22 protein-coding genes are annotated in these 19,750 nt (G+C 45.2%); 10 read left to right on the top strand and 12 right to left on the bottom strand.

The window, feature by feature from the left end; genetic code table 11:
* Positions 1 to 71 precede the first annotated feature (71 nt).
* The 3 genes from MD536_RS22270 to MD536_RS13075 are packed head-to-tail and all read left to right on the top strand — an operon-like array spanning position 72 to position 4,126.
* Complete coding sequence (locus MD536_RS22270) at positions 72 to 1,094, top strand: homocysteine S-methyltransferase family protein (protein WP_239600620.1); 1,023 nt, start codon at positions 72 to 74, stop codon at positions 1,092 to 1,094.
* Complete coding sequence (gene metH, locus MD536_RS13080) at positions 1,091 to 3,775, top strand: methionine synthase (RefSeq protein ID WP_239600617.1); 2,685 nt, start codon at positions 1,091 to 1,093, stop codon at positions 3,773 to 3,775. Before MD536_RS22270 ends, metH begins: the two co-directional genes overlap by 4 nt.
* Positions 3,776 to 3,796: 21 nt before the next feature.
* Positions 3,797 to 4,126 carry a DMT family transporter gene (locus MD536_RS13075; protein WP_239600594.1) on the top strand — a complete coding sequence of 110 codons (330 nt, stop codon included), beginning with the start codon at positions 3,797 to 3,799 and terminating at the stop codon, positions 4,124 to 4,126.
* On the opposite strand, the gene MD536_RS13070 is transcribed toward MD536_RS13075, so the two are convergent.
* Positions 4,118 to 4,882: a CPBP family intramembrane glutamic endopeptidase gene (locus tag MD536_RS13070; RefSeq protein ID WP_239600592.1), complete on the bottom strand. Its 765-nt coding sequence runs from the start codon at positions 4,880 to 4,882 to the stop codon at positions 4,118 to 4,120. The two genes, MD536_RS13075 and MD536_RS13070, sit on opposite strands and share 9 nt — an antisense overlap.
* A gap of 4 nt (positions 4,883 to 4,886) precedes the next feature.
* Positions 4,887 to 5,618, bottom strand: a complete 732-nt coding sequence (locus MD536_RS13065) for an LOG family protein (protein ID WP_239600590.1) — start codon at positions 5,616 to 5,618, stop codon at positions 4,887 to 4,889.
* A 49-nt stretch (positions 5,619 to 5,667) separates the two neighbouring features.
* Here MD536_RS13065 and MD536_RS13060 point away from each other — a divergent pair, with 49 nt between their 5' ends.
* The 4 genes from MD536_RS13060 (at position 5,668) to MD536_RS13045 (ending at position 7,380) form a co-directional block, all read left to right on the top strand.
* Entirely contained in the window at positions 5,668 to 6,435 is a 768-nt protein-coding gene (locus MD536_RS13060) for an exodeoxyribonuclease III (RefSeq protein ID WP_239600582.1), read from the top strand.
* 2 nt (positions 6,436 to 6,437) lie between these two features.
* Positions 6,438 to 6,755, top strand: coding sequence for a DUF4286 family protein (locus tag MD536_RS13055; protein ID WP_239600571.1), 318 nt, complete (start codon positions 6,438 to 6,440; stop codon positions 6,753 to 6,755).
* A gap of 94 nt (positions 6,756 to 6,849) precedes the next feature.
* The gene (locus MD536_RS13050) at positions 6,850 to 7,155 is read left to right on the top strand and encodes an HU family DNA-binding protein (protein WP_434801963.1); all 306 of its coding nucleotides are present in this window, start codon (positions 6,850 to 6,852) and stop codon (positions 7,153 to 7,155) included.
* A gap of 102 nt (positions 7,156 to 7,257) precedes the next feature.
* Positions 7,258 to 7,380, top strand: coding sequence for a 30S ribosomal protein THX (locus MD536_RS13045; RefSeq protein WP_239600569.1), 123 nt, complete (start codon positions 7,258 to 7,260; stop codon positions 7,378 to 7,380).
* Between the two features lie 21 nt (positions 7,381 to 7,401).
* On the opposite strand, the gene pdxH is transcribed toward MD536_RS13045, so the two are convergent.
* The 3 genes from pdxH to pyrH all read right to left on the bottom strand — a co-directional run bounded on the left by pdxH (position 7,402) and on the right by pyrH (position 10,067).
* Entirely contained in the window at positions 7,402 to 8,049 is a 648-nt protein-coding gene (gene pdxH / locus MD536_RS13040; protein WP_239600567.1) for a pyridoxamine 5'-phosphate oxidase, read from the bottom strand.
* Between the two features lie 64 nt (positions 8,050 to 8,113).
* Complete coding sequence (locus tag MD536_RS13035; protein ID WP_239600565.1) at positions 8,114 to 9,178, bottom strand: coiled-coil domain-containing protein; 1,065 nt, start codon at positions 9,176 to 9,178, stop codon at positions 8,114 to 8,116.
* A gap of 163 nt (positions 9,179 to 9,341) precedes the next feature.
* Complete coding sequence (pyrH, locus tag MD536_RS13030) at positions 9,342 to 10,067, bottom strand: UMP kinase (protein WP_239600563.1); 726 nt, start codon at positions 10,065 to 10,067, stop codon at positions 9,342 to 9,344.
* Positions 10,068 to 10,119: 52 nt separating this feature from the next.
* On the opposite strand from pyrH, the gene MD536_RS13025 reads away from it, so the two are divergent.
* Together MD536_RS13025 and MD536_RS13020 are read left to right on the top strand one after the other, a co-directional pair.
* The gene (locus MD536_RS13025; protein ID WP_239600558.1) at positions 10,120 to 10,935 is read left to right on the top strand and encodes an ABC transporter ATP-binding protein; all 816 of its coding nucleotides are present in this window, start codon (positions 10,120 to 10,122) and stop codon (positions 10,933 to 10,935) included.
* Positions 10,928 to 12,604 (top strand): hypothetical protein, encoded by a 1,677-nt coding sequence (locus MD536_RS13020; RefSeq protein ID WP_239600556.1) that lies wholly within the window; start codon positions 10,928 to 10,930, stop codon positions 12,602 to 12,604. Before MD536_RS13025 ends, MD536_RS13020 begins: the two co-directional genes overlap by 8 nt.
* Before the next feature lie 58 nt (positions 12,605 to 12,662).
* Here the strand turns inward: MD536_RS13020 and tsf are convergent, their stop codons facing one another.
* Genes tsf through rplM form a run of 4 tightly spaced genes read right to left on the bottom strand, consistent with a single transcriptional unit; the run spans position 12,663 to position 15,294 of the window.
* Positions 12,663 to 13,499 carry a translation elongation factor Ts gene (gene tsf / locus MD536_RS13015; protein ID WP_239600555.1) on the bottom strand — a complete coding sequence of 279 codons (837 nt, stop codon included), beginning with the start codon at positions 13,497 to 13,499 and terminating at the stop codon, positions 12,663 to 12,665.
* Positions 13,500 to 13,527: 28 nt separating this feature from the next.
* On the bottom strand, positions 13,528 to 14,388 hold the full coding sequence (rpsB, locus tag MD536_RS13010) for a 30S ribosomal protein S2 (RefSeq protein WP_239600553.1): 861 nt from the start codon (positions 14,386 to 14,388) through the stop codon (positions 13,528 to 13,530).
* A 42-nt stretch (positions 14,389 to 14,430) separates the two neighbouring features.
* Positions 14,431 to 14,820, bottom strand: coding sequence for a 30S ribosomal protein S9 (gene rpsI / locus MD536_RS13005; protein WP_239600551.1), 390 nt, complete (start codon positions 14,818 to 14,820; stop codon positions 14,431 to 14,433).
* Between the two features lie 30 nt (positions 14,821 to 14,850).
* Positions 14,851 to 15,294 carry a 50S ribosomal protein L13 gene (rplM, locus tag MD536_RS13000; protein ID WP_234866746.1) on the bottom strand — a complete coding sequence of 148 codons (444 nt, stop codon included), beginning with the start codon at positions 15,292 to 15,294 and terminating at the stop codon, positions 14,851 to 14,853.
* A 174-nt stretch (positions 15,295 to 15,468) separates the two neighbouring features.
* On the opposite strand from rplM, the gene MD536_RS12995 reads away from it, so the two are divergent.
* The gene (locus tag MD536_RS12995) at positions 15,469 to 16,074 is read left to right on the top strand and encodes an HD domain-containing protein (protein ID WP_239600543.1); all 606 of its coding nucleotides are present in this window, start codon (positions 15,469 to 15,471) and stop codon (positions 16,072 to 16,074) included.
* 39 nt (positions 16,075 to 16,113) lie between these two features.
* Here the strand turns inward: MD536_RS12995 and MD536_RS12990 are convergent, their stop codons facing one another.
* Genes MD536_RS12990 through MD536_RS12980 form a run of 3 tightly spaced genes read right to left on the bottom strand, consistent with a single transcriptional unit; the run spans position 16,114 to position 19,737 of the window.
* Positions 16,114 to 17,262, bottom strand: a complete 1,149-nt coding sequence (locus MD536_RS12990; RefSeq protein ID WP_239600541.1) for a SusE domain-containing protein — start codon at positions 17,260 to 17,262, stop codon at positions 16,114 to 16,116.
* A gap of 26 nt (positions 17,263 to 17,288) precedes the next feature.
* A complete protein-coding gene (locus tag MD536_RS12985; protein WP_239600535.1) occupies positions 17,289 to 18,113 on the bottom strand; it encodes a SusE domain-containing protein in 825 nt (274 codons plus the stop codon).
* Between the two features lie 22 nt (positions 18,114 to 18,135).
* Positions 18,136 to 19,737: a RagB/SusD family nutrient uptake outer membrane protein gene (locus MD536_RS12980; protein WP_239600534.1), complete on the bottom strand. Its 1,602-nt coding sequence runs from the start codon at positions 19,735 to 19,737 to the stop codon at positions 18,136 to 18,138.
* Positions 19,738 to 19,750 lie beyond the last annotated feature (13 nt).

The following is a 19,750-nucleotide window of genomic DNA, read 5'->3' as shown; positions in this document are numbered from 1 at the left end:
CTCATTCTGTTTCCCCCGCGTTTATAGTGCATGCCAACTGTAGGTTACAACAACTGTTGATTAAAGAGATTATGAAAGACATTCGCAAAGCACTGGAGCAACGCATCCTGATCATTGATGGCGCCATGGGTACCATGATCCAACGGCATCGCCTAACCGAAGCAGATTACCGCGGTGAACGTTTCAAAGACTGGCCCTCCGATCTGAAAGGTAACAACGACCTGCTCTGCCTCACACAACCTGCTATCATCGAAGGCATCCACCGTGAATACCTGGATGCCGGCGCCGATATTATTGAAACCAATACCTTCAACTCACAACAAGTAAGCCTGGCAGATTATAATATGCAGGCCTTGGCACATGAGATCAATGTAGCAGCCGCCCGCATTGCCCGAAAAGCGGCAGATGATTATACTGCGAAGGATCCTTCCAAACCCCGTTTTGTTGCTGGCGCGATTGGCCCACTGAATAAAACACTGAGCCTATCACCGGATGTTAACAATCCCGGTTACCGCGGGCTCCTATGGGATGAAGCAGTGGAAGCGTATTACGAGCAAATCGACGGACTGGTAAAAGGTGGGGTTGACATCCTATTGATTGAAACCATCTTTGATACCCTCAATGCGAAAGCAGCCATCTTCGCAGCTAAGAAATATTTCCAGGACCATTCGTATCAACCTGAGTTGCCTATTATGATAAGTGGCACTATTACGGATGCTTCTGGTCGCACTTTATCCGGACAAACACTGGAAGCTTTTTATATTTCGGTTATGCATGCCAATCCGCTGAGTGTGGGTCTGAACTGTGCGTTGGGTGCAGCTGATATGCGCAGCCATATTGAAGAGTTGAGCCAGCTCGCAGCCTGTTATACTTCTGCTTATCCGAATGCAGGTTTACCCAATGCCATGGGTGAATACGATGAGCAGCCTGAACAAACCGCGCATTTCCTGGAAGACTGGGCCCGTGAAGGTTTTGTCAATATCGTAGGAGGATGTTGTGGTACTACACCCGATCACATCCGCCATATCGCGGAGCATGTAAAAAAATTCAAACCTCGTTCCTTACCTGTCATCGCAACTGAAACTGAAGCATGAGTACGATTTATCCCTTTCTGCGCCTCGCTGGTTTAGAACCACTGGTTGTTCGTCCGGAAACCAATTTTGTAAATATTGGAGAGCGCACCAACGTAACCGGATCTAAAAAATTTGCGCGACTCATTCGCGAGAACCAATACGAAGAAGCACTCTCTGTTGCCCGCCAACAGGTGGAAAATGGTGCACAGATTCTGGATGTAAATATGGATGATGCACTGCTGGATGGTGTGCAGGCCATGACTAAATTCCTGAACCTCCTGCAAAGTGAACCGGATATCGCCCGCATCCCCATCATGATTGACTCTTCCAAATTCGAGATCATAGAAGCGGGCTTAAAATGCGTGCAGGGTAAATGCATCGTGAACTCCATCTCAATGAAAGAAGGAGTTGAAAAATTCAAACGGGAAGCAACGATCTGTAAACTCTTCGGAGCCGCGGTAGTGGTAATGGCTTTTGATGAACAGGGACAGGCAGATACGCTGCAGCGCCGGGTAGATATCTGCACCCGCGCTTATGATATATTGGTGAAGGAAGTGGGATTTGATCCGCAGGATATCATTTTTGATCCGAATGTTTTTGCAGTAGCTACCGGACTGGAAGAACATAATAACTATGCTGTTGATTTCATTGAAGCAACCCGAATCATCAAACAAAGAATGCCTCTAACGAAGATAAGTGGAGGCGTGAGTAACCTCTCTTTCTCTTTCCGCGGGAATGACCATGTGCGTGAAGCCATGCACAGTGTATTTCTGTTTCATGCCATTAAAGCTGGCATGGATATGGGGATTGTGAATGCAGGTCAGCTGGTAGTGTATGATGAAATCGAACCGGAACTACGTCGGTTGTGCGAAGACGTTATCCTGAATCGGAATAACGATAATAACGAGGCTACAGAAAAACTGATCGCTTTTGCAGAATCAGTGAAAGCCAAAGGCAAGGTAACCGTGAAGGACGAAGCCTGGAGAAAAGAACCGGTGGAAACAAGACTTACCCACTCGCTCATCAATGGAATTACCGATTATATTGAAATTGATACAGAAGAAGCAAGACAGAAATACCCCCGGCCACTGGATGTAATTGAAGGTCCCTTAATGGATGGCATGAACGTGGTTGGAGATCTTTTTGGTGCCGGTAAAATGTTCCTGCCACAGGTAGTGAAAAGTGCCCGTGTGATGAAAAAAAGCGTGGCCTGGCTCACGCCCTTTATTGAAGAGGAAAAGAAAAACAATCCGGCTGCCCAGCAGGGTTCCGTTGCCAAAGTATTACTCGCCACTGTAAAAGGCGATGTACACGATATCGGCAAAAATATTGTGGGTGTGGTATTGGGATGTAATGGGTACGATATCATTGACCTGGGTGTAATGGTGCCGGCAGATAAAATCCTGGATACGGCCATCAAAGAAAATGTAGACATCATCGGCCTTAGTGGATTGATCACGCCATCTTTGGATGAAATGGTACACGTAGCGCATGAAATGAAACGAAGAGGTATGAAGCAACCCCTCCTGATTGGTGGCGCTACCACCAGCCGGATGCATACTGCCGTTAAAATCGCACCGCAATATGACAATGGCGTGATTCATGTACTGGATGCCTCAAGAAGTGTTACAGTGGCAAGTTCCCTGTTAAGTAATGAACAGCGGGATAAATTATTAAATGATACAGTTTCAGAGTACCAACAACTTAGAGAAGATTTCGAGAAGAAAAAAACCATCAAAACCTACCTGGATTTTGAAAAAGCTTCGGCTAACAAAACTGCCATCGACTGGTCGGCTTACGAACCTGTAAAACCTCAGTTCACGGGTACAAGAGTATTACAACAGGTACCCTTAAACGAACTTGTGCCATTTATTGACTGGGGTCCCTTTTTCATTGCCTGGGAACTGGGTGGCCGCTTCCCGCAACTGCTGGAAGATGAAGTGATTGGTAAGGAAGCGACCAAACTTTACAATGACGCACTGGCCCTGCTGCAGAAAATAGTAGATGAAAAATGGTTGAATGCAAGAGCTGTAGCCGGTTTTTGGCCGGCCGTGTCAACCGGTAACAGCATCCGCCTGCACACGGATGAAAGTTATTATAACCTGGAGTGCTTAAGGCAGCAGATTAAAAAAGCACCCGGACAACCGAATTTCTCCCTGGCCGATTTTATTGCCCCTGAAACTGCCGGTAAAGAAGATTATATCGGAGCCTTTTCTGTAACGATTGAAGGCATCGAACCGCATCTGCAACATTTCATGGAGCAGCACGATGATTACAATAAAATCATGTTGCAGGCATTGGCAGACCGGCTGGCGGAAGCTTTGGCGGAATGGCTGCATGCCAAAGTGCGGACCGACTGGTGGGGTTATGCAAAAGACGAACAACTCACTAATGAAGAATTGATCAAAGAGAAATATGTTGGTATTCGTCCGGCGCCAGGTTATCCTGCTTGTCCGGATCATACAGAAAAATACAAACTATTCCATTTATTGGGAGGAGAGCAAACTACCGGAATCACACTTACCGAATCATTGGCAATGTATCCGGCAGCTTCCGTATGTGGCTGGTATTTTGCACATCCGCAAAGCCAGTATTTTGGTGTTGGAAAAATCAAAGAGGATCAGCTCGAAGATTATGCCAATAGAAAAGGGCTTTCGATAGAAGAAATCACCCGATGGCTGCGACCCATCCTGGAAGATTAATCATGAAAAACTTCGCCAACCATGAACTGGATTTTACTGATCATTGCCGGATTTTTTGAAGTGGGATTTGCAACCTGCCTTGGTAAGGCAAAGGAAACAAGCGGCCTCACTTCCACTTACTGGATGATAGGTTTCTTTGTATGCCTCTCCATCAGTATGTTCCTGTTGTATAAAGCAACCCAAACACTTCCGATTGGTACAGCATATGCAGTTTGGACTGGTATAGGTGCAGTGGGGACTGTGTTGGTTGGCATCTTTTATTTCCGGGAGCCGGCAGAGTTCTGGAGATTGTTTTTCCTGGCAACCTTAATCGCTTCCATCATCGGGCTAAAATTCGTTTCCTCACAGTAAGCCCAGTTCCAATAATTCCATCAGGCAGGTAGTTGCATTGAAACAAAAGTGAATGACAACACCATACCAGAGCGTATTCATGCGTTGCCTTAGCCAGCCAAGAAATAAGGCGAATGGAAGCAACCAGACAAAGGAGATCAGGCTCATATGAATGATGGCAAACAGCAGTGCAGTAAGTACCACTGCCTGTCTTCCATGCATTATTTTTAATAAACCTGCCTGGATAATTCCGCGATAGGCCAGTTCTTCTGAAAAAGCCGGAACCAATGCAATCAGCAGGAACATGGTTGTTTTAGGATACGAAAGATGACGAAAAGAAGAATAGTAATAGAGTTCTCGTTCAAAAATTTTTTCATTAATCCATTTCACACCATAGTTAACCACCAATGCTGCCCCAACTGCCATTACTATCAGCAGTATGAGTCGCCACCATGCAAAATGATTCCATTTCAAAAGCGGTTTAATGTCCGGCCATAACAGGTAAGCGAAAAAAAGTCCGCAGCTCAATAAAAAACCATCTATCAACACCAAACCTGTTATCGTTTCTCCCGCCGGGGGCCAGAAATTAAACAACAGGCACACGAAAAGATTGATACTGAAAAAAATAACCACCATCAAACGGTACCGCTCATACGCGCCATCCCACTCTTCAACAGGAATGGTTGGTTGTCCGCATTGATGACAGATCACTTCCTCTGGTTGTAAACCAGCACCACAGGAACTGCATTCATATTCAGCATCATCTACTATTTCCATCCGTCTATTTTTTTTCGAATAACCACCACAAGCTCTTACGTGGTTTCTTTTGATAATTGGTACCAATGTATTTATTGATATGATCCATTGCTTCTCCTATATCGTCTGTTAATAATACCAGATCAAGATCATGTTCCCCAATGGTCTTTTGTTCTTTCATAAATTCAAGGTAATCCATCAACGGCTGATAAAATGCCTTACCTACCAACACGATTGGAAACTGAATAATTGTTTTGGTTTGTACCAGCGTCAACGTTTCAAAAAATTCGTCCATGGTTCCAACGCCACCCGGCATAATGATGAAGGCATACGAGTATTTTACCAGCAATACCTTACGCACAAAAAAATGTTCAAAGGTGATGGATTTATTCAGATAGGGGTTTGCCTTTTGTTCAAAAGGAAGCCTGATATTACAACCTACTGAATAGCCACCCACTTCAAATGCTCCCCGGTTGGCAGCTTCCATAACACCCGGCCCACCGCCTGTCATGGTGGTAAAACCGAGGCCCGCGATTCTTCGCCCGCATTCTCTTGCAAGTTCATAATAGGGATGATCTTCCTGAAAACGAGCAGACCCAAATACGGTGATGCAGGGGCCAACAAAGTGCAGGGTTCGGAATCCTTTTATAAATTGCCTGAAAACTTTAAAAGCGAAGCCCAATTCATAACTACGGGGCTTGGGTCCATCGAGGTAAAAAAGTTCTTTTGGAGGAATTATAGGTTGTTGAGGCGCCATTTCAATAAATTTGAACAATCTGAAACCAATATAATAAATGAAACGGGTTATGCGAATTATATCTTATAATGTCAATGGGTTGAGAGCCGCTATGAATAAGGGATTTGTCGATTGGCTGAAAACAGATCCCGCTGATATTATCTGTATACAGGAAACAAAAGCTCACAAGGATAATGTAAATCATGCAGCCATTACAGCGCTTGGCTTTCATGATTACTGGTACTCTGCAGAGAAGAAAGGGTACAGCGGCGTAGCGATCTTTTCCAAAATCAAACCAGACCTGGTTCAAATGGGTAATGGTTTTATGCAAAGTGATGCAGAGGGTCGTGTTATCCGTGCTGATTATGGAGACATTACTCTCATTAATGCCTACTTCCCTTCCGGCACATCCGGTGATGAAAGACAATTATATAAATATCAATGGCTCGAAGAGTTTTTCGGTTATACAGAACAGTTACGAAAAGAAAGACCGAAGCTGATTGTATGTGGCGACTGGAATATTGCACACAAAGAGATTGATATTCATGATCCCAAAGGCAATAAAAAATCATCCGGATTTCTACCCGAGGAACGTACCTGGATGGATAAATTCTTTGAAGCCGGATGGGTGGACAGTTTCCGTGAATTTCATCCTGAACCGCATCGCTATAGCTGGTGGAGCCAGCGTTTCCCCAGTGTACGCTTGAATAATAAAGGCTGGCGTATTGATTACATTAATGTAACCAAAGAGTTGAAGAAACAATTACTCGATGCTGAAATCTATCCGGATGTAAAACACAGTGATCACTGTCCTGTATATCTAAAAATCAACTATTAACTATGTTTATCTACAATGTAACCATCCAGCTAACCTGGGGCATACATGAAGAATGGCTCAATTGGATGACAGCAGAACATATGCCTGAAGTTGTGGCCACCGGCTGTTTTGAGAGCAGTCGTTTATTGCGACTTGTGGAAGTAGATGAAACAGATGGTCCAACATATGCGGCACAATACATGTCGCCATCAAAAGCCATGTACAATCAATATATCAGTAATCATGCTGAAGCATTGAGAAAAAAAAGTTTCGATCGTTGGGGTGATCAGTTTATTGCATTTCGTTCGGTAATGCAGCAGGTTTTCCCTGACAAATCCTGAATTTTCGCTACAATGCAGCCTAGATGCGGGTTCCAGCGATCTAAAAGAGGATAAATAAATTTGAAAAAAGATTTGCTGGATGTAAAAACCGTATATATTTGTTCTGCTTAAAATTCTAAAATTTCACACTATGAACAAAGCTGAATTAATCGCGAAACTTGCTGAGGATGCAGAAATTACCAAGACACAGGCGAATGCTGCCCTGGACTCTTTCATCGAGGCAGTTACCAAAACGCTGAAAGGTGGTGGTAAAGTTACCCTGGTAGGTTTCGGTACCTTCTCTGTTAGTAAAAGAGCCGCCCGTAATGGTCGTAACCCTCAAACTGGGGCAGTTATCAAGATTAAGGCTAAAAAAGTTGCCCGCTTTAAGGCTGGTAAAGAACTGTCTTCTAAATTATAATCGGAGGCATCTCCTTCAGATGCCGCTTTCCGCGGAAGGGGAATGGGTTTTACCTGTTCCCTTTCTATTTTTTATGTACCTTCGCCGTCTAAATTTTTTATTATGGGTAGAGGAGATAAAAAAACCAAGAAAGGTAAAATCTTCAAAGGTTCTTTTGGCAAAAGCCGTCCGGCTCGTCCAGCTCAGGCTAAAAAAGCCGCTGCAGCTGCTGAGAAGAAAGCGTAAAGAGGTTGAATGGTTGGATGGTTATGGTGCCAGGCGTTCTATCTTCCATCCACCATTATCTTCCATTGTATATTGAATCCGGTCGTGCAATCGACTCGGTCTGCCCTGCCAGAATTCTACGATTAGTGGCTTCACGCGATAGCCACCCCAATGCAGCGGTCTTGGAATTTCCTTTCCTTCAAAGGCTATTTTCAATTCTTTCTCCTTTTCTTCCAGTTGTTCCCGGTTTTCGATTACCTGGCTCTGCGGTGATGTCCAGGCTCCAATGCGGCTACTTTCCGGTCGACTGTGAAAATATTCATCACTCTCTTCACTGCTAACTTTGTGAATAAGACCGGTGATACGTACCTGGCGCTCCAATTCCTTCCAGAAAAAAACCAGGCATGCCCTGGGGTTTTCTTCCAGTTGCTGTCCTTTGAAACTATGATAGTTGGTATAAAAAACAAATCCATTTGTATCGTATCCCTTCAGCAATACAATCCGTGCGGATGGAAACCCATCTGCTGAAGCCGTAGCGAGGGTCATTGCATTCACTTCATCAATTTCACTTTTCAGTGCTTCCTGCCACCAGTTGGTGAACTGTGTAATAGGATCTTTCGCAACATCCGCTTCAGTTAAACGATGTTGCATATAATCTTTCCGGATGGAAGCAATGGAGTGGTGCGACATACAAAAATTTGGCAGCAAAGTTATTCAACCTGCTGCCAAATTCCATGTTGTTTTTAGCTGTTTATCAGATAGCCGGATCTTCTCTGTCTGTGGATCCGGATAATTGCGTGGCTTTGGCCAGCAGTTGCTCGATTTCTGCAATTCGACGCATCTGGCTGTGTAATTTGTTGTGTTGCTCGGCAACCTGCTGCAGGTCCTGGTTTAATTCTTCCAGGTAACTTGCTTTTTTCTGTAGTTGCTGCCGCTGGAAATTGGCTTCCCGGTTTTTGTCTTCCAGGTCAGCAACAGAACGCGTAAGGCGCTGGTTTTCCTCCAGCAGGTGCAGGTATTTTAATTTGAATTCATCCAGTTCCTTGGTCACTTTAAAATAGGAATCCTGCAACTCGGCGTAACTGGTACCCTCTTTCTGTGAATGAGAAACATGTGATTCCAGTTTATGCATTTTTTCCAGCAGGCTATTATAATCTGCGTAGACTTTTTCCAGTCGCTGTTGCATTTCCTCACCCAGGCGGTTCTGCTGACGCAGTCCGCGTATCTCTTGTTCTTTCTCTACGAGGCTCACGCGCATTTCACTCACCTGGCGATTCAGTGTTTCATTTTGTAAATTCAGCTCCTGGTGTTTGAGTTCCATCGCCTTGAGCTGATCTATTTGTCCGAGTAACTGTGTGATATGCTGATTGTACTGCTGAACGTGCTGTTGTGTTTCGCGCAGCTGCCCAAGGTAATCCAGTTGATTTTCTTCTTTTGGTGCGGCAGCTTGTGAAAGTGTAGCCTGGGTTTCCAGTAACTCTTCCCGCTCAGCCCGAAGTGATTCAATTTCTAAGGAAAGAAACTCTTCGTTTTCCTTCACCTTATTTAATTCATGCTGATACCTGGCAAGGTCCTGTTGTTGTTTCTGAATTCTCTTTTCCAGTTCTTCCGTATCGTTGAAATATTTCAGCTTCCATTCATCCGCCTCCTGTAAGGCAGACCCGGGGCCTGTTTCGCCGATCTGAAGTTTGGTATTTCTACGTGAGGTAATAAATAAATGAATAGCAAACCCAAGCGCGATAGCGCCCAGCTGGAAAATAATGATTTCAGCTATTCCCACGGAAATGTCGGTTACCAATAAATTCAATAACGTCCTCATAATGGTCGGAGTTTTTCGGAGTACATCCTAATTCGTGGGCTTCCAGAGGATCTTGAGACGCGGGATTAAAAAACCACCCTTGTCAGGTGGTTTTTCAGTATGCAAAATAGCATGCTTCCTTCAATTATGCAAGCCGGGCGCGGCTTTCGAGTAAAACTACGTATTAACCCTTAACCAGGGTGCCTACTCCCTCACCCATTACCACCCGCATCAGGTTGCCCGGTTTGTTCATATCAAACACGATGATCGGCAGGTTGTTCTCCATACAGAGCGTAAAAGCTGTCATGTCCATCACTTTAAGATTTTTACTAATACACTCTTTAAAAGTGATGCTGTCAAATTTGGTAGCGGTAGGATCTTTTTCAGGGTCGGCTGTATAAATGCCATCCACGCGGGTGCCTTTCAGGATCACATCCGCCTTTATTTCAATTGCCCGCAGAGAGCCGGCTGTGTCGGTGGTGAAATAGGGGTTACCGGTTCCGGCACCAAAAATCACGATCCGGTGTTTTTCCAGGTGGCGGATGGCGCGTCTGCGGATATAGGGTTCCGCAATCTGCTCCATTTTAATAGCACTTTGAAGACGGGTGAAAAGGCCTTCTTTTTCCAATCCGGCCTGGAGGGCCATCCCATTGATGACCGTAGCCAGCATGCCCATATAGTCGCCATGAGCGCGTTCAATACCGGTTTCCGCTTCATTCATACCACGATAGATATTACCACCTCCAATTACCAGGGCCACTTCTACTCCGGCTGCAGCAACCGCTTTAACTTCTTTGGCATACTGGGCGATGATGGCTGAATTCAGGGGCTCGTAACCATTGGTGCCGGCCTCCCCCATCAGGGCTTCGCCCGATAGTTTCAATAGGATTCTTTTGTACTTGGGTTGCATGTGCGCTCTTTTTACAGTGTGGTGCAAAGAAAGGAATTTTTATCTTTCCGAAATGACGGAAACAGGTAATGAATCAGTGAACCCCGTGATCAGGATCAGCGGGTTGAGCAAGTCGTATGGCGCCAAACAGGTATTGAACAATATTGATTTAGCCATTTACCCCGGACAAGTGATCGGTTACATAGGCCCGAATGGTGCGGGGAAAAGTACTACGGTTAAAATTTTATGCGGACTCATTTCCGATTTTGAAGGCGAGGTACTGGTAAATGGAGTGAATATTCAGCAGGATCCGGTAGCGGTGAAAAAAATGATCGGATATGTTCCTGAACTTGCAGAGCTGTACGAAGTTTTGACACCGTTGGAATTCCTGGAATTGATGGCAGGACTGTACCAATTGGATCCGGCAGTAAGCCGGCCGCGGATGGAAAAAATGTTACAGGCATTCGGACTTGGAGCAAATTTGCAGCAGCGGATGGACAGTTTCAGCAAGGGCATGCGGCAGAAAGTATTACTCATCGCAGGTATACTTCACGATCCGTCGATTATCATATTAGATGAACCACTTAGTGGATTGGATGCCAACAGTGTAATCATCGTGAAAGAACTGATCAGCCGGCTTGCAAAAGAAGGGAAAACCATTTTTTACTGTAGCCATATGATGGATGTGGTGGAGAAAGTGAGCGACCGGATAGTGCTCATCAACCAGGGCAGCATACTGGCCGATGGCAGTTTCGAATCACTGCAGCAACAAATGGGAGCAGGCAGCCTGGAACGGATTTTCTCACAACTAACGGCAACGGATAATCTAAGTGATACTGCTTCTGAACTGATAGGTGCTTTTCGCAAAGAGGGAGGTACGCATGAATAAGATCAGTGCCTTTTTTTTCTGGCTGGCAATGTTGCCTGCTAAGTTATATGAGCAAATGGGAGCCAACAGGGCACAACTGGCTATGATCCTGCGTTACAAGCTGATTATGGATGATCGCCGGCCCAATACCTTTCAGCAAACACAGGTCAACCGCAAGAAAGAAGGGGTGAGCAGGGCCACTTATGGCACCATGCTGATTGCGTTGTTTATGGGGCTGCTGAACCTGATTGCATTTGCCATGGGGGCGGATGATATCACCTATTTTACCATTTACTTTTCCTTTTTCCTATTCCTGTTATCGGCTACCCTGATCAGTGATTTTACCTCGGTATTGATTGACCCGCGGGACACCCAGATATTGTTACCTAAACCGGTAAATGACCGAACCTTCTTACTGGCCCGGATCCTGCATATTATGGTGCATCTATTCAGGGTGATTGTACCGATGCTGCTTCCTGCAATTGTTTACCTGGCAATTGATTACAATTTAGCAGTGGTAACCAGGTTTTTGATTTCAGCTGCACTGGCCAGCCTGATGGCTATCTTTTTTATCAATGCTTTGTACCTGTTGATCATTCGTGTTACCACCCCGGAGCGATTTAAATCCATCATTGCCTGGTTCCAGATCGGGTTTATGATCCTGATATACGGAGCCTACCAGGTAATGCCCAGAGCCACTGCGATGGAGAACCTGCAGCAGTTTACGGTATCGGATTACAATTATGTGCGGTTCCTGCCACCCTACTGGTTTGCAGCTTCGGTTGTGCATGCCTGGTGGTGGCTACTGGTTAGTGCGATAGTCAGTCTGCTGAGCGTTTGGGTCGTAATCCGGTATTTGGCTCCACGGTTTAACCAAAAACTGGCGATGCTGGGAGGCAGTTCAGAAACTTTGGTATCGCAGAAAAAAAGCACGGGCACATTAACTAGCGAAACTGGTTATGTGAAACGACTCGCGGGAATACTAACACGTGGAACGGTAGAGCGCGCAGGTTTTTTATTTACCTGGAAATGGGCTTTGCGAAATCGGGGATTCCGGATGCGTGTGTACCCCGCAATAGGATACATACTGGTTTGGTTTGTGATCAGTATTTACCGGAATGTATTTCAGCTGGGAGAATCAGGTGAAAATGTTTTAAAGGGGAGTGCTGCAGGATTACTCGGAATTATTTACCTGAGTTGTTTCATTTTTATCAGCGCTATTCAACAGATAAGCCAGGCTGATGAATACAAAGCCTCCTGGATCTTTTACAGTGCACCGGTTTCAGCACCCGGGCCGATCCTGCTTGGCATGTTGAAAGCCTTATTGGCGCAATTCTTTCTGCCGCTGGCTATAGTAGTTACGGGACTTGGATTTGCCTGGCAGGGCTGGGTAGTATTGCCAAATCTGTTATTGGGATTCTCCAATATTCTGTTGATATCGGGATTCTTACTATTAATTAATTATAAAAAACTACCCGCTTCTCTTCCTTCAAATAAAGCAGATGGTACCGGGAATTTTTTGCGTGGTTTACTCATGCTTGTTTTCAATGGAGTATTCGGAGTGGCGCATTATTTCGTTTATGGATTTCCGATAGTAGTCCTGATTTCTGTGATATTGAGTGGTGCAGCGATTTGGTTGGTTTATCAGCGAATTGCCAGAATTTCCTGGGTTGAAGTTGCTACAAATTAAAAGGGGCTGTATGGAATTAACCGTACAGCCCCTTTAGAATTTATAAACCGAAGTTGGATTAACCTAAAGCTACGCGCTTGAATTCGGTAACCACTACATCACCTGCTTTTTTCAGGTAATCACCTACACTCATACCACCATCTTTAACGAAGGCCTGTGCAGAGAGGGTATTTTCCTTGAAGAAAGCTCCCAGTTTACCTGCAGCGATCTTTTCGATCATTTCTGCCGGTTTACCAGCCATTTTTGGATCAGCAGCAACCTGCTCGGTAATGATCGCCTTCTCACGGGCAACGATATCAGCAGGAACCGCATCAGCATCAACGGCTACGGGGTTCATGGCCGCGATCTGCATAGCTACATCCTTACCAGCCTCAGCAGCTTCCTTGTTCAAACCTACCAGTACACCCATACGGTTAGCGCCATGGATATAAGAGGCAACATAAGGAGCATCCACGCGCTCAAACTTGGAAATACCAATTTTTTCGCCGATAGAAGCCAGTTTGTCGTTTACGAGATCAGCTATTTTCTGACCATTGATTGCCACTTCATTCAGTTCTTCTGCAGATTTAACATTGTTCTCGATCGCTGCATCCATGATGCTTTGAGCGAAGGCAACGAAATCAGCATTCTTACTAACGAAATCAGTTTCACAACTAACGCAAACAGCGATACCTGTTTTGTTATCGGCAGTAGTTTTTGCCAATACCACACCTTCTTTCGCTTCACGATCGCTACGCAGGGCAGCTACTTTCGCGCCTTTCTTACGTAACCAGTCGATCGCTGCTTCAAAATCACCATTGTTTTCGGTCAGTGCCTTACGACAATCCATCATACCTGCACCGGTTGCCTGGCGTAGTTTATTGATATCCGCAGCTGTAATTGTTACAGTAGACATTGTATAGAAGTTTTATATTGTGAATATCTTATCTCGCTCCGGTCCGCTTTGGACTATTTGGAACACGACGCTTGGGAGCGTTGGTTCCACGAGTGCGGCCACCACGGGCTGCTTCAGCCTGTGCTTCTGCTTCCAGGCGAGCTGCACGTCTCTCGTTCTCATCGCTGCTTTCTTCCACATCAGAATCTTTTGCTTCCTGTCTTTCAGCAAGACCTTCAGCAATAGCTGCTGTGATGTATTCAACGATAATAGCAATTGACTTAGTAGCGTCATCGTTCGCAGGGATCGGGAAGTCAACTTTATTCGGATCGCAGTTGGTATCTACCATACCGAAAGTATTGATGCCCAGGCGCTTTGCCTCCGCTAATGCGATGTGCTCATGACCGATGTCGATGATGAACAAAGCAGCTGGTACACGGCCCAGTTGAGCGATACCACCCAGCACTTTTTCCATCTTCTCTTTATCGCGGGTCAGTGTCAGACGCTCTTTCTTGGTGATGTTGTCAAGCGTTCCGTCGCCCAGCATTTTTTCGATGCTCTGCATTTTCTTCACACTCTTACGAACTGTGTTGAAGTTGGTGAGCATACCACCCAGCCAACGCTCAGTAACATAAGGCATGTTCACACGCTGAGCGCATTGGGTAACGATTTCTTTCGCTTGTTTCTTCGTACCTACGAACATGATCTTCTTACCGCTGCGGGCAATCTGCTTCAGAGCAGCTGCTGCTTCCTGCAAACTTTCAGTAGTCTTGTTCAGGTCGATGATATGGATACCTTTCTTCTCTGCGAAGATGTAAGGCAACATTTTAGGATTCCACTTCTTCTTCAGGTGACCGAAGTGAACACCTGCATCGAGAAGTTGCTGTTGTAAGGATGTATTATTTTCCATCGTAGTCTTATTAAAATTTGTTTGAAGGTTGAAGCAGACAGATTAACGTTTGCTGAACTGGTAGCTTCTACGTGCTTTTTTACGACCTGGTTTTTTACGTTCAACACCACGGGGATCGCGGGTCAGAAAACCTGCAGCCTTAAGAGTTGGACGATATTCCGCATTTACTTCCAGCAGTGCACGGGCAATACCGAGTTTAGCAGCTTCCGCCTGACCTTTCACACCACCACCGGTAGCGTTGATTACCACATCAAACTTGTCAAGGGCTTCAATCGCCTTCAACGGAGCTTCTACCTGGTTTTGCAGGTAAACCAGTGGAAAATATACTTTATAGTCTTTATCGTTTACTGTGATTTTGCCTTCGCCTTTACTGAGGAATACACGAGTTACTGCTTCCTTACGACGGCCTAATCCATTTTTTTGCTTTTCCATCTATTTGGAATTTGAGATAATGATTGGTGATTAGAATTTCAGTTCTTTGGGTTGCTGAGCTGCATGCGGATGCGTGTCTCCGGCATAAACAAACAGCTTCTTGTACATTTTGCGACCCAGGCGATTTTTCGGTAACATACCTTTTACAGCACGCTCGATGATTACTTCCGGACGACGCTTCAACAGGTCTTTCGCAACTTCTTCTTTCCGGCCACCAGGATAGCCACTGAAGTTCTCATACACTTTCTGATCCAGCTTCTGTCCTGTAAACTGAATTTTATCAGCATTGATAACAATGATGAAATCTCCGCAATCTACATGGGGAGTGAAATACGCTTTGTTCTTACCACGAAGTACGGCCGCGATTTTGGCACACATGCGTCCTACGGTTTGATTGGTACCATCTACAACGTACCAGTTACGCTGTACGGTAGCCTCGTTCGCATGCTTGGTGGTGAAATGTAATTTGCTCATTTAAACTTAATTTAGTCCGTTACCGCCATCCCGGTAACTGGAATGATGAAATAATTCGGAGCGCAAAGGTAGGTTGATGTACTGCATTTCACCAATTATTTAGGATGAATTTTTTGTAGCACCTTTTACAATCAATTGATAATCAATAAATATTTTTACAATAATTTTTAATAGATGGCAAATTTACAGCTCGGAAGGACCCAATTTGGAGATCCTGCCAATAGTGGGAAGGTGTTAACAGAAGCAGAAGCATTGCAATTATTGGAAGATTGGGTACCTAATGAACGGCTCCGCCTGCATATGCGGCAGGTAGGTGCTTTGCTGAAAACCTGGGCCCTGGAGCGGGAAAGCCTGGAAGAAGCTGATGCGCATAAATGGTGGCTGGCCGGGGTATTGCACGATGCCGACTGGGAGAAATACCCGGAAGAACATTGCCGGCGTATTATAGAGGAGCTGGAAAGAAGAGAAATTGATCCAACGATAATCCGAACAATTGCCTGCCATGGTCCCCGGCATTTTGGGGTGGAGCCGGAAAGCGCGATGGAAAAAATGATATATGTATTTGACGAACTATCGGGCTTTATACACGCTGCAGCCCTGATCCGGCCAAACCGGTACGAAGGAATGGATGTGAAATCCGTGCTTAAGAAATTGAAGACCCCTTCTTTTGCGGCCCAGGTAAACCGGGAAGAAATTCAGGATGCAATTAGTCGCACAAATCTTACACTGGAGGAAGTGATCAACTTTATAATAAAAATTCAGCCGGATGTCAGTTTGTAACACTGAGATCCGGCTGAATAGCGCATCATGTTTATATCCTTAGAGCCGGGTCACCTTGTAACGGTGTGTTGCAAAATTCACATTGATCTTATAGGTACCGGTAGTAGTTGGACCAGGAATGTTAGCAGGCAGATTGTATCCCATTTCTCCTCCTTCACGTAAACCTGCTACGGAGTTATCAGCAACTGAATATTTTTTATTCCAGTTGCCATTTTCGGGAAGCAGCAGGTATTCTCTATCACCAGTCAGATCAACGGTAATTTCAAATTCTGCTGAATTCAGCCTGGTAAATTGCTGAGACGGTACAGGAACCGGATTGCTCCAATCGCCTGCTGTTGCATTTCCTACAATAAAGAGTGAGGATGGTAATTCAGCATCTTTAAAAGGAGTAACTACAAATTTTCCAGCCTGGAAATCCAGAACAATTAAATAGATACCATCCGCGGCAGGACCCGGAATGTTATCATTCAGACCGAAACCAAAATCTCCACCCTCTGCAAGGCCTGCCAGATTTTTATTGGCCACTGAGTATTTCTGATCCCAAAGACCGTTCACTGGCAACACCAGGTATTCATTTCCTCCTTTCAGATTAAAAACACCAGCAAAAGTAGTTTCATTCAAACGTGTGAATTCCTGTTCCGGAGTCTGAACCGGATTGTTCCATCCGCTACCTGTTGCACTTCCAACCAGGAATAATTTACCGGAAGAGGGAAGTTCAACACGGGGAGGAATTTTATACGGAGTCATTTTAATGGGTAGCACATTGGAAATAAGCCGTTCATTATTATTGGAATAAGAGGAGATCACCCGCACTTCCATATCATAGGCAGTGCCAAATTCAAGACCCTTATCAAGCAGGATAGTATTCAACTCTTTATTCAGATAAGTTGTACTCAATGAACCTGTAATTACACGCTGAGCAGCGTTTGCAAAACCATTTCCGGCCTGGTCAATTTCTACCACATATTTATAGGTAGCAGAATCCGCAGCGTAGGAAGGGTTCGTCCAACTCAGCGTAAGACCTGCTGCCAATGAATCAGCAGGAACGGGTGCAATGGTACTCGCAGATGCAGTTACTGCCGGGACTGTACCATTTTCGTAAAAAGGAAGGTCATCCGCTTTCTCACAAGCTGTCAGCAAAATGGCTGCCAGCAGCGTATTAAATAGAATTTTAGATAAATACTTCATAGCAAAATGCTTTTAGTTCTGGTTAATTACTGTTTTACCACGGTGAATTTGCCACGTTGAAAATCAACCGTGATTTTGTAAGTACCTGCAGCAGCCGGACCGGGAATATCCTTACTGCCTTCGCGGAAGAAATCACCTCCTTCTGCAATACCAGGAATGGTATCATCATTCACATTGTATTTTGCCCACTGTCCATTGGTTGGAATCAACAGATAGGCTCCACCACCAACCATATCAAGCGTAATCTCATACAGCGTTTCACTAACCCTGGTGAACTGCTGACTTGGTACGGGCACCGGGTTATTCCATCCGCCAGGTGTTGCACTTCCCACAATATAAAGGGCTCCAGTAGTTGGTGGGGCTATTTTGGGAGGCAGCGCATAGGGAGTTGCCTTTACAGAGATTGAGTTGGAAAATACTGCGGTAGCCGTATTTCCGATAGAAGCACGAACCCGTACTTCAAGATTGTGTTCTTTACCAGGTGCCAGCAGCATGGTATTCTGCAAAATATCATTGAGCTGGGAAACTGTGAAGCTGCGGCTCAACTCACGGTTAACACTAACCGAAGCTTTGGTTGGCCGGCTGAAATTAGCTCCAGCCGTATCCATTTCAAGAATATAATTCACATCCTGTGAACTTATCCCGGTATTGAATTTATAGTCCGGGTTCGTCCAGTTAAAGCGAATAGCTTCCTTATCACTGTCTTCAAATCGTAAAACTGGTGAAGCATTGTTCACTGTTAATGCAGGGGGAGTACCGCCTTCGAAATAAACGCGATTCTCTTCTTTTTCGCAGGACCAAAGGCTGGTCAGCAAAACACCCAGAAGTAAAAAAATTGACAAGCGTTTCATATCTCAGATAATTTTTTTTGAATTAATAACCAGTATTCTGACTAAGGTTCGGATTTGCAGTACGATTGGTTGCCGGAATCGGGAAAAGATTGAATTTTTCATCCACTGCAGTTCCGGACGCAACACCCCCTTTCCAGGGCCACAGGTACGTTCCTGTAGTCAGCTGATTGTAGCGAACCAGGTCGGTACGACGATGACCTTCCCAGAATAATTCACGTGCTCTTTCATCGAGAATAAATTGAAGGTTCAGATCTGAACTCAGGATTCTTCCCACATCATTCGGACCATAGCTCTGTCCATAAGCACGGAAACGGATTCTGTTTAACTGTGCGAGCGCTGTTGCAAGATCGCCACCGCCGCCGCGTAAATGCGCTTCAGCATAAATCAGGATCATTTCAGACAAACGGAAGACCGGGAAATCTACGTCTGAAAACTCGCGGTTAACATCACTTACCTGTCCGCCATCGGAACGAATATTCACATACTTGCGAACCCATACTCCCTGGTTGAAATCACTCAGTGCATTGATGGTAGCATTGCTCAGGTTAGAGAACATGGCACGCTCATCCGTATTGCCAGATAAATCAGCAAATTTGTTTGTCAACGCAGCAGTTGCACGATATCCATACCAGCCACCATTGGTTCCATAGTCGGCAAAATTATCACCAGCTGCCGCATGAATAAAGAAGGTGGTATTTCCATAACTCTGTGTTCTCAGTCCGTCACAGTTGATTACATACATAAATTCGTTGGCAGCCTTGTCGTTATCTGCCATGAAAACCTCCCGATAATCAGGATGTAATTCATACCCTGCATCGATTACTTTCTTGGCATAGGTAAGCGCATCTGCATAACGGCCTGTACCCGTATATACTTCTGCATTCAGGTACAAACGAGCCAGCAATGCCCAGGCTGCACCCTGGTCTACCCGACCATATTCAATGGATCTTGCCGGTTGGAGTTCTGTTTCAATTGCTTTCAGTTCGGTTTCGATGTAGGCAAATAATTCCTCCCGGGATATTTCTCTTGGAAGCGCTGTACCGATCTGATCTGCCTCTGTTACGAAGGTTGATTTTCCAAACAAATCCAGCATCACCCAGTAATTAAAAGCGCGCAGGAATCGAACCTCAGCACGGGTATTCGCGATTTCCGTGGCTGCTGCACCTGTAATGCCACGGGAAGCGATTTTTTCGTCTGTTGCTTCTCGTAAGTATTCATTCGAGATGGTGATATTATATACAGGGCGTGCATACATACCCAGTAAAAACGGATCACCGGCTGTCCAGCGAAGCGCATGAAAATCCTGAATGGTCTGGTCGTTCCAGGCAACCACCGCTTCATCTGTAGGCAGTTCCTGGCAATTAAAGAACCCACGGATAAAGGATGCCTGTGAACCTTCATCCAGGCCCTGGATATCGGAAGCTCCAGCCGGACCAGCATTACCTGTAGTAGACATACCACCGTAAATTTTCGCCAGTACCGCTTTGTAGCCTTCCGGAGTTGCGTAAGTAGTTTGAGGAGTTAAATCATTTGTTGGAAAGAGGTCGAGTTTTTTGGCACAGGAGACCAACAATGTTGCTCCCAACGCCACTATCGTAAATTTTGATATGATCATCTTTTTCATACTGCAAACAATT

Source organism: Flavihumibacter cheonanensis (assembly GCF_022352215.1).
Classification (GTDB): domain Bacteria; phylum Bacteroidota; class Bacteroidia; order Chitinophagales; family Chitinophagaceae; genus Flavihumibacter; species Flavihumibacter cheonanensis.
Note: the sequence above shows the minus strand (reverse complement) of the source record. Positions and strands in the feature narration are given on the sequence as shown.